The organism is Fusibacter bizertensis (assembly GCF_029914245.1).
Classification (GTDB): domain Bacteria; phylum Bacillota; class Clostridia; order Peptostreptococcales; family Acidaminobacteraceae; genus Fusibacter_C; species Fusibacter_C bizertensis.
Genome location: NZ_JARYZI010000012.1, coordinates 40,131 through 56,083 on the forward strand (window position 1 = coordinate 40,131; position 15,953 = coordinate 56,083).

Sequence of the window (15,953 nt, forward strand, 5' to 3'; positions counted from 1 at the left end):
GGAAAGAATGGAGACAATTGGAGTAACCGTATTAACAATTAGCGGCATAACTGGCATACTCGCTTTACTTCTTTCAATTGCGAATAAAACGATTGCCAATTATGGTGAAAAGAAACTGATTATTAACAATAAAAAGGAACTCACTGTAGAAGGTGGGGACACTTTACTTTCAGCACTGATAGAACAAAAAGTCTTTATACCTTCTGCTTGTGGTGGAAAAGGAAGTTGTGGTTATTGTAAAGTAACCGTTACTGAGGGTGGTGGTGAAATCTTGGCAACTGAGCTTGGATACGTATCACCTAAAGAACGTGAGGAAGGCGTTCGCCTCTCATGTCAATGTAAAGTGAGAAATGACATGCAGATCGAAATTCCTGAAGAACTATTCAGTGTCAAACAATATGACTATCATGTTGAATTTGTCAAAGACCTTACACCTACAATTAAACATCTACGTTTAGCACTTCCTGAGACTGAAGAAATTGAATTTTCAGCAGGACAATATGTTCAGATCTTAGCACCTAAATACAAAGGAAGCGACGAAGAAGTATACAGAGCTTATTCAATCGCTTCGTCTCCTGTTGATAGCAAAGCGGTTGAACTGTATATCGGTTATGTAAAAGATGGAAAAGCAACCACGTATGTTCATAACTATTTAAAGCCAAGCATGAAATTAACAGTTGTTGGACCCTACGGCGATTTTTTCTATCAGGATACTGATCGGGAGATGGTGATGGTGGCTATCGGTACTGGTATGGCACCTATTATGTCTATTTTAAAATACATGCGTTCTAATAATATCCAAAGGAAAGTGACTTTCTACTTTGGTGCTAGAACTGCAGAAGACCTCTTTGAGATGGATACACTTGAAGAGCTTCAAAAAGATTTACCAAACTTCAAGTTAGTCTGTTGCTTGTCTCGACCTGCCGAAAAAGACAATTGGACGGGAGAAGTTGGACGTGTTACAGATATGTTAGAAAAACACTTAGATGATGGTTCGGAGGCTGAAGCATATCTCTGCGGTAGCCCTGTTATGATTGATTCAGTTATTCCTATCTTAAAAGCAAAGGGGATGCCTGAAGAACAAATTTTCTACGATAAATTTGAGTAGAACTTAATTTTAAAAAAAAACGGTGCAATTGCTCATCTAAGTATTAGATTTGCAATTGCACCATTTTTATGTGTTAAAACTAACAGATACTGTGTTACTCTTTGCTTTCATCTTTGGGTGCTGTAAATTCCCACTCTGGAAAGACTGTATCTTCTGTATATTCCATTTGAATCATTTCTCCATAGGCAACATGTCTTCCAGTTAGTGATTGTATCACCATACCATGTGCAACTACAATCGCACTAGAATAGATCCCAAGATAAGGCTTGATTGACGCATTTACTCTAGTTCTAAAACTTTCAATATCTTCCCAAAGCGTAAACTCCGTGTAGTCTTCTTTATTGGGACGAATACCTTTGTTTTTATAAAAATCAAGGTAAATTGATTTTAAATCACTATATGAATCGTAATTATAAGATAAGTCTGGAATCCACTCATGTAAATCATGCACAACTTTAGTGATTAAACCCGTTTTGCTAGCAACAACTGCAGCAGACTGAAGCGCTCTGGTATATGGTGAAGATAAAATAATCTGAGCATCATTGCCAATCATTTGTGGCATCGTAACAGTGATCATCTGGTTGATTCCCTCTTCATTTAAAGCTGCTAAGTCACGTCCTTGTCCTTTTAAGTTCCTGATCGTACAAGGCGAATAGCTTGGTTCACCATGTCTCACTAAATATAATTTCATCGCAGCCTCCCAAAAAACATTTATTATATTTTACCCGCAATAAAGATTATAAATCAAGAACTTTTTTAGTTAAACTGATGGTTAATTATTATATTTAGGCTGATGGTAAAGTAAATCATATATATTCCCTGTGATTTCAATGTCATCAATTGTTAGTTTATTTGATTTATTACCCTTTATCGCAGTAACTGCACACGAGTAAGGGGATGCCAGTCTAATATCCTGCCAATCCATCGTCTCACGTGCAAGCGGCAAAATATACTCCCCCTCCCATATAGATAAGGTTGAATTTCCGCTTTTCATTGACAGTTGAATAGGAAAGGTTGGCTCGTACCCCACTTCACTTTGGTATCGATAGGTTTGTCCTAGCTTATTAATATAAACCATCGCTTCAAGTTCCGGTGAAAAATTCAAGAACACCTCATCTGGTTCACCAATTACTTCAGCTCTAATTTTCACCTTCTCATATGAAAGAAAGCGATGGGGATTAAAGGTCATTCTTTGATCAAAAGCATCAATTTGACCTCGCCAGTGGTTCCAATACCCTTCAATTAGAATTTTTTTTATTTTTAGAGCAATTACTTCTCTTTGGGTTTGATAAGAAGCTTGATTGCCACTTGGCGTCTGAGCAGTAAATGCAAATGTATACTGATCTTCTGGAATCACTTCACTGATCAAGAACTCATTTTCCCATGTGATTGACTCATCATCAAGTTGATTCGAAGATTTATTTAAACTTACCGTAGTTTGGTATGAGGTGTCTTTAAATAAGACCACATTGACTTTGTTTGCATACTTATTGGTATGTGCCGTAATGTGAGCAACTTCTCCTAGAACTAACTCATCTACATCTCCGATTATAGTTACTGGTGTCTGTACATGAAAGTCTAAATCTAACGTGGTTTTTATTGAAGGCTTTGATACCGCATATGCTTCGAGCTTTACTTTATAATGATCATCTTGATAAATTTCAGGAATTTCAATGTCATGTGTTTGCCACTCGTAAACATTGCCTTTTATGTTATAATTTGGAATGTTAGAACTGAATAATAACGCTTCATCTTTTAGTTTTAGACCATTTATATCATAGATACTAATTCTTAGATTATGCGCTTCGTGGTAATTCGTAATTATTTCAAATACTTGAATTTTTTCTGATGCTGGGATATTGTACGTTTCGTATGGTGGTGATATAGACCTTATTTTGGCCTTTAATTGAACAGGTGGTTCAACTGATAATGTAAAAAATCTAGTAATTTCATCATTCCAAGCCCCTTCAAGGTCTTTTACCGTGTATCTAAGTTCGTAGGTTCCTGAAGTAAGATTATCAGGAATTGCATAATGCCAAACATTATCGCCACTTGTTTTTCTGTACATGATTTTTCTATCAGTTATGCCCTTATCAGGATCAGAAAATTGATGGTCAAGATCATAAGACTTATCTACCCATGTTGTTTTATAAGAGGATGAAGCAGAGTCATAATCCCAATCAAGCGTAAAGTCTGCAATAGGTTTTCTATGAACGTAAATATCAAGCTGTGGCACGTTTGAATCCTTTGTATATGATGGATAATCAGTAGGTATATCTTTAATCTTTCTAAAGACTTTATAATGCCCTACTTTTGTAAAACTACTTTTAAGAGTACTTGTATATGAGCTGTCACTATAAGTTGCTACTGCGCCTATTTCAAGCCCCATACTGTTATCATAGTAGTTTGCATCTTGAACATATTCATAACCAATATCGGTAATTGGATCTCCTTCTTGGTCATAATCTGCCTTTTGAATCATGAAAGTTTCTCCAACTTGAACAAGTTGTTTATTTTCATAAGGATTGGCATCAGCAACGATTGTGTTTACTTCACCCATGATCTGAGAGAGCGTTTTACTTGAATCTATATAGTAATCATATGTGAGAAGCGATTTAGTAGATGCTTTACCTACCATTATGACTTTAACTGTTCCTTTATCTTTGATGGCTTGTATATCAACTTGATTATTGATATTACCATCTGCAAAGTAAACAAGGTATTTGTCGCTATTGATCCTAAACGTAGGCGTAAAAGCTTGTTTCACATTTTTATAAATTGTGCCTGAGTAATAACCCGTGTAATCGTTATACCAAACCCAATTTGATTGCCATACTTGGACCGATTTTGACGCTGTTCCTGTGTAGATGGCTTCCCAAGTAGTTGTACGTGAATACGTGTCCCCTGCTTCTCCACCACCACTAGGAGGACCATCATCTGAAGTAACGCCACCACCACTTTTAGACATAGTTCCAACATAACCTCCTGAGTTGTAAGAAATGGTTGATGGTAATGAAGTCATGCCATAGGACTGAGACACATACCAACTTGAACCCGTATAAGTGTAGGTTGCTGTACCCGTTTGGGACTGACTATCACTTATTGGAATGGTATCCGTAACTGTTTTATAATAACCGTTATCTACTTGGTACTGATTGTTGACAGTGTTGTATTTTGAAAGTGTACCTGAGTAACCACCGCTTGAATAACTTGTTGTTGCAGGGGGTGTAGAACCACCTGAATTCACTGTGGTAGATGCGCTTTGTGAGTAGATGTAAGTGTATAAATCCCACACCTGAACACTTGCATCAACACTAGATTGTCTTAGTCCGTTGATCCAGTTCACACGTTCAGACACGATGCTGTTATTAAGTTCTCTAGTGATTTCTTGGTCGTTTAAAACAATGACATCTGCTTGTGGAAAATCGTATTCAATATCTGTAAAGAGCTTTGTCATTGGTGCTAGATTGTCTACATAGAATTCTCTTTCAAGCGTAAAGGTACGTTGATCATCTGCTGTGATGAACTGAGCAAGTGTTGGCTGACCGAAAGTTTCTTCCGCATAGAAAATGATTTTATAATGTCCTAGTGAGCTAGGCTGATAAGCGGTAAAATCTGCATAATTACCTTGCTTAACAACAGTTTCAAAGACACCATCATCATTTGCATCAAATAAGATTTTATAGGTATTCACGCTGATTAAATCATTATCTGTACTAACTGCATCATAGTAAAAATCTAGTGTTTCATTTCTTGTAAGTGTACCGTTCCAAACGTTTGCAATTAATGAAGGTGTATAATCTTCAAGGGTATAAAGCGTATAAGTGTAAAGATTTGAAGTGTGGTAGCCTGAAGGTATATCACTTCTTTCAATCTTGCTTGGATTTACTGTGGCGGTCGCCCTTATCTGAATGTTCACTTGTTCTTGACCTTTTACGATAAAAGCTAAGTTACTGGTATTTTTAGTACCAAACTTAACAAGTCCATTGTTACCACTACTCGTTGTTGCATCAAATAGAAAAGGTGTGATGCTTGCGTTTGCCATTAAATAAGCCGAATTGACACTTCCTATATCTGAAGATGCACTGATCAAACGATTTTCTTTAAAAGTGCCTGTCACTGTCATTTGCGCTTTAGGTTTAGTGGTATAAACCAAAATGTAGTTCATAAACGCGTAACTATGATCAGTTACATTATCCAGGTAAGTGACGCTGTAGGTATAAACCTTATCTTCTCCAATGAGCGGAAAAAGATGATTGCCTGATAGAAATTCATCCGCTTCAGCTTCACTTAATATAGCACCGTTCAGTTCAACTGTTCTAGTGAAATCATCCCCTGTGGTGCTATCCACGATTTTGAATTTTTCAGTATCAAGCATTTCATGTGGTGCTGTAATGTTGATTGCCACTTGGTCTTTTTCATCTATGATTAACGCTTCTATCTTTCCACTTGTGGTAGCAGTTTCACTTGATTGATCCCCTGTTGTGAAGATACAAGTCGCTTTTCCTGTGAATATTGGCGTTATAGATTGTTCATCTTCTGTGAGCATTGGTTCGTAGGTATCATAAGGAATGACAACGGTAAATTCCATTGATCCTGCTTCTGCGCTTGTTCTCTTACCTACTAGGGTTTGAACTTCAGGTGTAAAATTATTTTTTAGTTCCATTGACCAACTACCGATATCATCCCTAGTATACCTAGAAGTCATTAAAATATCATCCGCATAAAAGGCTTCATCTAGTAGCAAACCATCTACCTTAACGGAAAACTTCTTATCTACTTTACCGTTATTAATGACATCTGATACGCCTATAATCGTTACAGTCGCTTCAACTGGCGTAATTTCTTTTGCCTTTATTTGAGTCAGTGAAAAGACTTGATACCACGGATTACCATCATACTTAGAAAGATGGTACATCAGTGTTTCCCCTGCCATCCTTGTAGTAGGTGGTGTGAGGACTTGTGCATAATTATAACCACTTTTATCTGTGTTGTTGGTGTTGCTAATTTCAAATGGAATCCCATCATTGATCCATTTTTGAATCTTATCTTTGTCTTTCGTAGGGGTAGGCAAAGTTCCCGTTGCAACCTGATTATATAAACTGGCTTCTTTGATACGAGAATCACTGTAGTAAGGTGTTTTTTGATCCCAAATACGGTATATCCAGTTTTTAGCGGTGGCTTTCATGCCTGAGTTGGCATCTATAGGAAAATCACCGTTGGTATATAGGGAATGATTGGCATCATACCCATGATAGCGGTACTCGCCTGTGCCACTTTCATAGTAGCCCTTGTTCGGGGTTTCAATGTACTTTCCTTCTGCATCAAGATCACCCGTAGCGTTTTTAAAGTCATTTACAGTACTAGAAACAGCACTAAAATCACCGTAGACAATGATATTTTTCTCTTTCCAAAGTTCAATATTAAAGGGAAGATTTTTAATATCCACCCTTGGCGTAAGTGCAGGAATGTTATAGTCAATTTTGACTTGTTCCCATTCAGTAGCCGTAAAATATTTGTTTTTATGCGTCCCATCATAATAGGCTGTAGAAGTAGAATAAGTACTTGCAGACACGATAGCATGTGGAAATATTGGCACAATTTGAAGTAGCACAAAGAAAATCAGTAAAAGTGAAAATTTACATTTATTCATATAAAAGACTTCCTTTTTTTAACTAGCGTTTAATTGAAAACTGCATATAGACACCATTTGAACCCGATACAAAACCGATATCACGACCATTAATTTGATAAATCACTTGCTTTGATGCGCCTTTTGCATTGAGACCCGTTACAAAGATGTTCCAAGCCTGTTCATAGTCATTTTCAAAAAGGTACTGAAAGAGTGGTTTAAGTTGGTCGCCATAAGTGTTGACGATATAAGTTGAATAATTAGGGTACTGTTCACTTACTGAAACTCTTTTGAATATTTGTAGGGTATACGGGCTAAATTTATTTGCAAAGTCATTGTTTTCAACTGAGAAGCCTAAATCAACATAATCACCCATTGCAAGAATTCTTTCAAGTGAACTTGGCAAACCATAAACATATTCTTTAACGGCTTTAGATTCATACCCTGCCGTAGCAAATGTATTTTCAAGCACATTATATTGATATTCAATGTACCCTTTTCCAAGGTCATGCAGTTTCGCCACAAGTTCAGCTACTTCTACCACTTCATTAACGGGTTTACCGTTATAAAGTGGTGCGTAAAAGGCAGTTTCAACTAATTCTTCGTTACCGAACTGGTCAACTACATACGTTGGCAACATAACGTATTTTGCATCTGTCTTTACAAAAGGCTTTCTTAAATCCTTATTGAGAATTTTAGAAATAACAGCAGACGCTTCAGCTCTTGTAGAGAAATCTTTAGGTCTAAAAGTCTTGTCAACAAAACCCGTGATAATCCCAAATTTATAGCTGTCTAGGACATTTTGTTTATAGTAATCACCTACTAGGTAATAATCTTTCGTTTCATTTTTAATGTATTGATCCAATGCACTAGACGGACGATATTCAGAAAGAGCTACTGCATTAACCACAATTGAAGTCATTTGTTCGCGGTTAATTTGAGCACCATAAGAAGGAAATTCTTGATCTTGAATAATTTTAAGTTCAATTGCCTTGTCTACATAAGGTTTCGCCCAATCACTTGACATAGATTCAAAGCGATAACCAAGCGCTTTTACAGTCATAGCGATAAATTCATTGATCTTAACATTTGCCTGTGGCTTAAATGTGCCATCGGTATATCCTGCGATAATTTCACTTGATTTCAGTGAGTTGATAAACGGTAACGCCCAGTGATTTGATGCAACATCGATAAACATATTATTTGATTGATTTAACTCATTAGCCGCCGATAAACTCACACTGGTGTCGTCTGCAAAAGTTATATCGCTTGATGCAACAAATCCAAAAGTAGCTGTCATAAGTAAGAACACTAGTGTTAAACTTGATATAATGATTTTCTTAAATACATCATATTCATCAAAGTCATCCTTGACAGAAAAATACTCTGAAGCTTGAACGGCTTCTTCTTCTCTTACAAAACTATCTGTATATCCAATCTTTATGTAATGACAATTTTTTGATGTTTGCTCTTGATTGATTAGTGTAACTGTAGTTTTTTCATGTGCTTTAAATGCCATAGTATGATTCCTCTCCATCTTTTAATTTTAATTTATCATCAAATCTATAATGGTTCTCATTGTATAAGTATAACCGATATTCTCTCCATTTAAAAGTTAATTATGTAAATTAATGTAAAATGTGTTCAAAAAAGAAAAACAGCCCTTCGTTAGAAGAGCTGCTTTTCAGTGGGGTCGGTAGCGCCGATGTTGTGCTCGGCACTGTATTGATTAATCCCTATATAAAGGGAATTTATCACAAAGTGCTTTTACTCTAGCACGTGCAGGGTCTAAATCTGCATCGCGGTTATCAATGGTCCAGCTGATGATATCAGCGATTTCAAGCATCTCTGCTTTACCAAAACCTCTAGTTGTAGATGCTGGTGTACCAATACGGATACCGCTAGTTACAAATGGGCTAGCCGTTTCGTTTGGTACAGTATTTTTGTTAGTTGTAATACCGATTTCATCGAGTAATTTTTCTGCTGCTTTACCAGTGATATCTTTGTTTCTAAGATCAACAAGCATCAAGTGGTTATCAGTTCCACCAGAAACGATTTTAAAGCCTTTATCATGAAGCGCTGCTGCCAATGTTGCAGCATTTTCAACAACATGCTTTTGATAAGTTTTAAATTCTTCTGACATTGCTTCTTTAAAGCAGACAGCTTTTGCTGCGATGATGTGCATAAGTGGACCACCTTGGATACCAGGGAAGATTGCTTTATCGATATCTTTTGCATATTTTTCTTTACAAAGAATCGCGCCACCTCTAGGACCTCTAAGTGTCTTATGTGTAGTCGTCGTTACAAAGTCAGCATAAGGAACTGGACTTGGATGGATACCAGCAGCTACAAGGCCAGCGATATGCGCCATATCGACCATCATTAAAGCACCAACTTCATCACAGATCTCTCTTATTTTTGCAAAATCTATTGTTCTAGAATAAGCACTTGCGCCTGAAACGATCATCTCAGGTTTTTCTGCAATTGCTTGTGCTCTTAAAGCATCATAGTCAATAAAACCTTCTTCGTTTACACCATATGAAACGAAATTATATAGTTTTCCAGAAAAGTTAACTGGGCTACCATGTGTTAAGTGACCACCGTCTGATAAATTCATACCTAGGATTTTCGCATTTGGCTGAAGTACTGCCATGTAAACACCCATGTTTGCTTGAGAACCTGAATGTGGTTGAACATTGGCATGTTCAGCGCCAAATAAAGCTTTCATTCTGTCTCTCGCAAGATTTTCGCTGATATCAACAAACTCACAACCGCCATAGTAGCGTTTGCTTGGATAGCCTTCAGCATATTTATTGGTTAAGTGAGAACCCATTGCTTCCATTACTGTGAGACTTGTAAAGTTTTCTGAAGCAATTAATTCGATATTACTTGATTGTCTTTTAAGCTCAAGCTCCATAGATTCATAAAGCTCTGGATCATTTTTCTTAATTAAATCAAAATTCATCATCTTCTCCTCAATCCTCTACTTCTTTACTTTGGGTGGTGCCATGTGAATTGCTTCACCTCTAAGCCCTAATGTTGCTTCAGCAAATGATTCTGCTAAAGTTGGATGGGCATGAACAGTGTTTGCAATTTGATCAACTGTCATTCGATTTGCAACTGCAAGTGTGCCTTCTGCTATTAAGTCAGATGCATGTGGTCCCATGATATGAACACCAAGTACCACGTCGTTCATATCTGAAATCACTTTTATAAACCCATCTGGCTCGCCAATTGAAAGCGCTTTGCCATTGGCACCAAACATAAATTTACTTTTCTTAATCTCTATGCCTTTTTCGTTTGCTTCATCTTCAGTGATTCCTACACCTGCAATTTCAGGAAATACGAAAATACAGTTAGGAATCGCATCGTGATTGCCCTTATGTTCAATACCCATAATCGATTCAACCGCTGCAATCCCTTGATGTGAGGCAGCATGAGCTAACATGATTATCCCATTGACATCACCAATTGCATATACATTGTCAACATTTGTTTTAAATGTATGATGATCTACTGCAATTCCTTTTTTAGTCACTTCAACACCAGCAGCATCAAGGTTAAGGTCCTTGTAAACTGGTACACGGCCTGTGGATAAAAGAACAGTGTCAGCTGGAAACTCCACAGGTCCTTTCTTGTTATCTCCTGTCACTTTAAGGCCCGATTCAGTTTGAATGATCTTCATATTTTCAACGGACTTATTCAGTTCAATGCCCTTTTTCTTTAGCATTGCACCAAAACGCTTCGTGATCTCAGAATCTACTTCTCTAAGGAATTTATCGCTTCTAATGACAACAGAAACTTCTGAACCAAGTGCTGCAAAAATACCAGCAAACTCCATACTAATAACACCGCCACCTATAATGACGAGTTTCTCAGGAATACTCTTAAATTCTAAAAGTTCTTTAGAAGTAACAACGCCTGGTAAATTTACGCCTTCAAATGGTGGTACAGCTGATGTAGAACCTGTAGCAATGATGATATCATCGCCACTTACTTCTATCGTTTCACCATCAGCTTTAACAACCTTCAATGTTTTTGCATCGATAAAACTTGCAGAGCCATCGATGATTTCCACACCGTTGGCTTTAACAACTTGTTCAATTCCACTAACAAGGGTATGAACAACTTCATCTTTGCGACTCTGAATTTTATCGACATCGATACTATAATGATCTACCTTGATCCCAAAATCTTCGATATGTTTCAAGGTATGGAGTAATTCAGCATTTTTATACAGTGTTTTTGTGGGAATACATCCGTAATTCAGACACGTTCCGCCGATTTTGTGTCGTTCGATTAAAGTGACCTTAGCACCTAGTTGAGCGCCTCTTATAGCGGCAACATAACCGCCCGGTCCGCCACCTATTACGACGATTCTCTTTTGCATTGCTGCCTCCTAGTTATTTCTTTTCCCATTTTAAGATTGGTGATCTTGCTGCTAATACTTCATCCACTCTTCTGATTTGAGTCGTTGTTGGCGCATTTTTAAGGAGTTCTGGTGTCTCATCAGCTTCTTTGCTAATCTGAATCATAACATCAATAAATGCATCCAAAGTTTCTAAACTCTCAGTTTCAGTTGGCTCAATCATTAAAGCATTTGGTACAATCAGTGGGAAATAAATCGTAGGTGGATGATATCCCATATCGAGTAATCTCTTCGCCACGTCTAACGTACTGCAATGATTTAGCTCGTTCTTAAGTCCAGCAAATACACATTCGTGTTTACAAATGGTATCCACAGGCAAGTTATAATAAGGTTTAAGTTTTTCTTGAACATAATTTGCATTAAGTACAGCTATTTCAGATACACGTTTTAAGCCTTCAGCACCCATCGTCAAGATATAAGTGTAAGCTCTTACTAATATCCCAAAGTTTCCAAAATACGACTTCACTTTACCGATAGAATCTGGTCTATCATAATCAAGATAATAACGATCTGAACCCTTGCTCACAACTGGCGTAGGCAAAAAAGCCTCAAGGTATTTCTTAACACCAATTGGACCTGAGCCTGGACCACCACCACCGTGAGGTGTCGTAAATGTTTTGTGAAGATTATAGTGGACAACATCAAAGCCCATATCGCCAGGTCTAGTTTGACCCATGATCGCATTGAGGTTTGCACCATCATAGTATAAAAGTCCGCCTGCTTCATGGACAAGTTTAGCTATTTCTACTATATTTTTTTCAAATAAACCAAGTGTACTTGGATTGGTCAACATAAGTCCTGCAATTTCGTCGCTTAAAACTGCTTTTAAGTTATCAAGATCAATTGCACCATCTCGTGTTGATTTGATTTCTACAATATCAAAGCCCGCAACGTTTGCACTTGCTGGGTTTGTACCATGTGCAGAATCTGGAACGATAATTTTAGTTCTCTTCATGTCCCCACGTTTTTCGTGATATGCTTTGATGATCATCAATCCAGCGAGTTCACCTTGTGCACCTGCTGCAGGTTGAAGCGAGAACGCATCCATACCACCAACTTCTCCAAGCATACCTGAAAGATCATACATTAGTTCAAGTGCGCCTTGAACCTGTGTTTCTTCTTGTTGTGGATGAAGATGTGCAAATTTGCCTAAGTTCGCCATATCTTCATTGATCTTAGGGTTATATTTCATCGTACAAGAACCTAATGGATAGAAACCTGTATCTACACCAAAGTTCTTGTTACTTAATAATGTGTAATGTCTAACGAGTTGAGGTTCACTTACCTCTGGTAATACCAACTCTTGTTTTCTACGTAAACCAGCTGGGATCACATCGTCAAGATTTACAGTTTCAACTTTGCAGGTTGGGAGTCTATAAGCTCTTCTGCCCTCTTGCGAGATTTCGAATATAAGTTGATCGTATTTTACCATGAGATTTCCTCCATTGCTTTTACGAGACAATCGATTTCTTCAATTGTACGTTTTTCTGTGACACAGAACATAATGAGGTTTTTGTCAGATTTATAATCTTTACCAACATTATAGCCTCCAAGGAATCCTTTAGAAGCAAGTTCAGCGTTTAGAGATTCAACATCCATAGTTGTTTCAAGTACAAATTCTCTGAAGAATGGTTGATCGTAAACTGGTTTAAATTTACCTGTTGCAATCAATTTATTGTAAGCGTAATACGCTTTTTTAGCTGATTCTTCTGCAACTTCAGCAAGACCTTCTTTTCCAAGAGCGCCTAGATAAATAGTCGCTGCAAGTGCGTTGAGTGCTTGATTAGAACAGATATTTGAAGTTGCTTTATCTCTTCTAATATGTTGCTCGCGCGCTTGAAGTGTCAACGTAAATGCACGTTTACCATCTAAATCTACTGTTTGACCAGCGATACGTCCTGGTAACTTTCTCATTTGTTTTGTAGATGCAGCCATAAATCCTAAATAAGGGCCACCGTAGTTTAGTGAATTTCCTAGCACTTGACCTTCACCAACTGCAAGATCTGCACCATACTCACCTGGTGTTTTTAACATGCCTAGTGAAATTGGATCAACATTCATAATAAAAAGTGCTTTATTAGCATGTGCAACTTCCACTGCTTCTGTACAATCTTCTATATTACCAAAGAAGTTTGGTGTCTGAATAATCACACCTACTGTATCTGAAGTTACGATATCTTTTAATGCTTCCATATCTGTAATACCATCTTTAGCAGGTACTTCCACAACTTTTACGCCATAAAAACGCATATACGTTTTAACAACATCTCTCGTTTGTGGATGTACAGTTTCAGAAATTACAATGGTATCACCTTTTTGATTTGCTGCTGCAAGCATAGCTGCTTCAGCTGTTGCAGAAGCACCGTCATACATAGATGCATTGGATACTTCAAGACCCGTTAAGTTAGCAATCATTGTTTGGTATTCAAAAATTGCTTGTAATGTCCCTTGACTGATCTCTGGTTGATATGGTGTATATGCTGTATAAAACTCCGATCTTGAAATCAAGTGATGAATCACAGATGGAACAGAGTGATCATATGCGCCTGCGCCTCTAAAACAAACGAGTTCATCAGTGCCTATATTTTTATTCGCGATACTTTTAATCTTTTTGGAAACCTCAATTTCTGATAAAGGTTTACCGAGATCTAATCTTCTACCAAGCTTGATAGCCTCTGGAATATCATCGAATAATCTATCTATCGAATCAATACCCAGTACTTCAAGCATCTTTTGCTCATCCTGCTTAGTATTTGGGATATATGGAAACATTCTATGCCTCCTCGTTACAAAATGCTTCGTACTCTTCAGCGTTCATTAATTCATCAAGATCTGCTGGGTTAGAAAGACTAATTTTCATAATCCAAGACTCATAAGGTGCTGTATTAACTAAAGAAGGATCATTCTCTAATTCTTCGTTAACTTCTATAATTGTACCAGTTACAGGCATAAGCATATCTGAAGCAGCTTTAACTGATTCGATTGTACCAAAGCTTTCTTCGCCTTCAACTTCTTCATCCACTTCAGGAAGCTCTACATAAACAATTGAGCCAAGTGCATGTTGTGCAAAATCAGTAATACCAACCAAAGCTTCTTTACCTTCAACCTTAACCCACTCATGGTCTTTTGTATAATACAATCCGCTAACTATTTTCATCTTAATACCCTCCTGATAATTTTTAATATTTATGAGGAACCTTTTGTTCCTTAAAATCAGTATACCGCAAACTTTAATTATTTTTTATAGTTTTTTTGATAGAATCTTTTACTGATAACAGTTGCTGGAAATACTTTTTTACGAACTTGTACACTTAGACTAGAACCCATCTCACCATATTTAGCATCAACAAGAGCTAAGGCAATGTTTTTCTTAAGTGTCGGTGAGAAATAACCTGTTGTGATCACACCAATTACTTCACCTTCAGCTAAAACTTCATAACCTTGTCTAGGTATTCCTTTTTCCATTTCAAGACCAACTGTCTTTCTTGGTAAACCCTTAGCTTTTTGCTCGACAAGTGCATCTTTTCCAATAAAATTATCTTTTGCAAGTTTTACAAAGAATCCAAGCCCCGCTTCAAGTGGTGTAATACTTTGATCGATTTCATGTCCGTAAAGTGGTAAAGCAGCTTCAAATCTTAAAGTATCTCTACAACCAAGACCTGCTGGTTTAAGCCCTTGATCTTTTCCTACTTCAAGCAATTTTCTCCATACTTTAACGATGCCTTCATGGTCAGCGTATATCTCAAATCCGTCTTCTCCAGTATAGCCTGTTCTTGATACCAAGCATTTTACACCTTCAATCGTTACATTACGGTTACAATAGAAGAATTTGATTGTTGATAAATCTACGTCAGAAATTTTTTGAAGAATTTCTTGCGCCAATGGTCCTTGTAACGCAATCTCAGAAACTTCATCTGATAAATTTTCAAGTTTCAAATCATAGCCTTTAGATTGCTCTACCATCCAAGCAAAATCTTTTTCAACATTGCTTGCATTGATGACAAGATAGAAATGTTCTTGGTCAAATTTATAAACTAATAAATCATCAACAACACCACCATGTTCATAGCACATCATGCCATAAAGAATTTGATGATCTTCAAGCGTTGCAACATCATTAGTTACAAGGTTTTGGACAAATGCAAAAGCATCTTTTCCAGTAACCTCAACTTCACCCATGTGTGATACATCAAACATTCCTGCAGCATTTCTTACAACTTCATGTTCTTCAACAAGTCCCTCATATTGAACAGGTAAAGCCCATCCAGCAAAATCAATGATTTTACCACCCGCTAAAACATGTTCATCATAGAGAGCGGTTTTTTTAACTGAATCCATAATGCAACCTCCTTATATTCGTTAATGATATTTAAAACGGAGTAGATAAAGAAAAAGAGGTATACAATGGTATAGCAATGCTAGCCGCCATTATATACCTCTGTATTTTTACCTGAGAGTGTTTCGCAAAGCTAACGCTTTGCACTTCCGCCTTCGGTGCCTACTTAAAGGGCTCTCCAGAGTTCCATCAGATAACACTACTTTTGCCTGAGAGATTCTGTGGTGTCGGCAAACACACACATTGCTCCTTCGGCTACCTTACGGTATCTCGCATTATCCTCACTTGGTTCTTTATTCAATTAATCACGAAAAAACATCCTTCGTCTACTACATTTTATGCGAAAGTTACACGTTTTTCAACTCATTTTTTCGTTAGAATTATGATATTTTTTTAACCACTAGGCGTTTTTTTGAATACGCAAAGTGAAATGTGGCTCAATCTACTC

The 15,953-nt window shown here is 37.2% G+C and carries 10 protein-coding genes and 1 riboswitch; of the genes, 1 reads left to right on the top strand and 9 read right to left on the bottom strand.

What is annotated here, in order from left to right; genetic code table 11:
* The first annotated feature begins 7 nt into the window (after nt 1–7).
* Nucleotides 8–1,108 (top strand): NADH:ubiquinone reductase (Na(+)-transporting) subunit F, encoded by a 1,101-nt coding sequence (locus QE109_RS14835; RefSeq protein ID WP_281095330.1) that lies wholly within the window; start codon nt 8–10, stop codon nt 1,106–1,108.
* Between the two features lie 94 nt (nt 1,109–1,202).
* Here QE109_RS14835 and QE109_RS14840 read toward each other — a convergent pair whose 3' ends face one another.
* From QE109_RS14840 to gcvT, 9 genes are all read right to left on the bottom strand, one after another.
* Nucleotides 1,203–1,799, bottom strand: coding sequence for a histidine phosphatase family protein (locus QE109_RS14840; RefSeq protein ID WP_281095331.1), 597 nt, complete (start codon nt 1,797–1,799; stop codon nt 1,203–1,205).
* An 81-nt stretch (nt 1,800–1,880) separates the two neighbouring features.
* Entirely contained in the window at nt 1,881–6,761 is a 4,881-nt protein-coding gene (locus QE109_RS14845) for an Athe_2463 domain-containing protein (protein ID WP_281095332.1), read from the bottom strand.
* A 22-nt stretch (nt 6,762–6,783) separates the two neighbouring features.
* Nucleotides 6,784–8,259: an S-layer homology domain-containing protein gene (locus QE109_RS14850; protein WP_281095333.1), complete on the bottom strand. Its 1,476-nt coding sequence runs from the start codon at nt 8,257–8,259 to the stop codon at nt 6,784–6,786.
* Nucleotides 8,260–8,469: 210 nt separating this feature from the next.
* Nucleotides 8,470–9,705 (bottom strand): serine hydroxymethyltransferase, encoded by a 1,236-nt coding sequence (gene glyA / locus QE109_RS14855; protein WP_281095334.1) that lies wholly within the window; start codon nt 9,703–9,705, stop codon nt 8,470–8,472.
* An 18-nt stretch (nt 9,706–9,723) separates the two neighbouring features.
* Nucleotides 9,724–11,130 carry a dihydrolipoyl dehydrogenase gene (lpdA, locus tag QE109_RS14860; protein WP_281095335.1) on the bottom strand — a complete coding sequence of 469 codons (1,407 nt, stop codon included), beginning with the start codon at nt 11,128–11,130 and terminating at the stop codon, nt 9,724–9,726.
* Nucleotides 11,131–11,143: 13 nt separating this feature from the next.
* Complete coding sequence (gcvPB, locus tag QE109_RS14865) at nt 11,144–12,601, bottom strand: aminomethyl-transferring glycine dehydrogenase subunit GcvPB (protein WP_281095336.1); 1,458 nt, start codon at nt 12,599–12,601, stop codon at nt 11,144–11,146.
* Nucleotides 12,595–13,941, bottom strand: a complete 1,347-nt coding sequence (gene gcvPA / locus QE109_RS14870) for an aminomethyl-transferring glycine dehydrogenase subunit GcvPA (protein ID WP_281095337.1) — start codon at nt 13,939–13,941, stop codon at nt 12,595–12,597. The genes gcvPB and gcvPA overlap by 7 nt, the downstream gene beginning before the upstream one ends.
* Before the next feature lies 1 nt (nt 13,942).
* Nucleotides 13,943–14,326, bottom strand: coding sequence for a glycine cleavage system protein GcvH (gcvH, locus tag QE109_RS14875; protein ID WP_281095338.1), 384 nt, complete (start codon nt 14,324–14,326; stop codon nt 13,943–13,945).
* A gap of 77 nt (nt 14,327–14,403) precedes the next feature.
* On the bottom strand, nt 14,404–15,507 hold the full coding sequence (gene gcvT / locus QE109_RS14880; RefSeq protein WP_281095339.1) for a glycine cleavage system aminomethyltransferase GcvT: 1,104 nt from the start codon (nt 15,505–15,507) through the stop codon (nt 14,404–14,406).
* A gap of 185 nt (nt 15,508–15,692) precedes the next feature.
* Nucleotides 15,693–15,790: riboswitch (glycine riboswitch) on the bottom strand.
* Nucleotides 15,791–15,953: the final 163 nt, after the last annotated feature.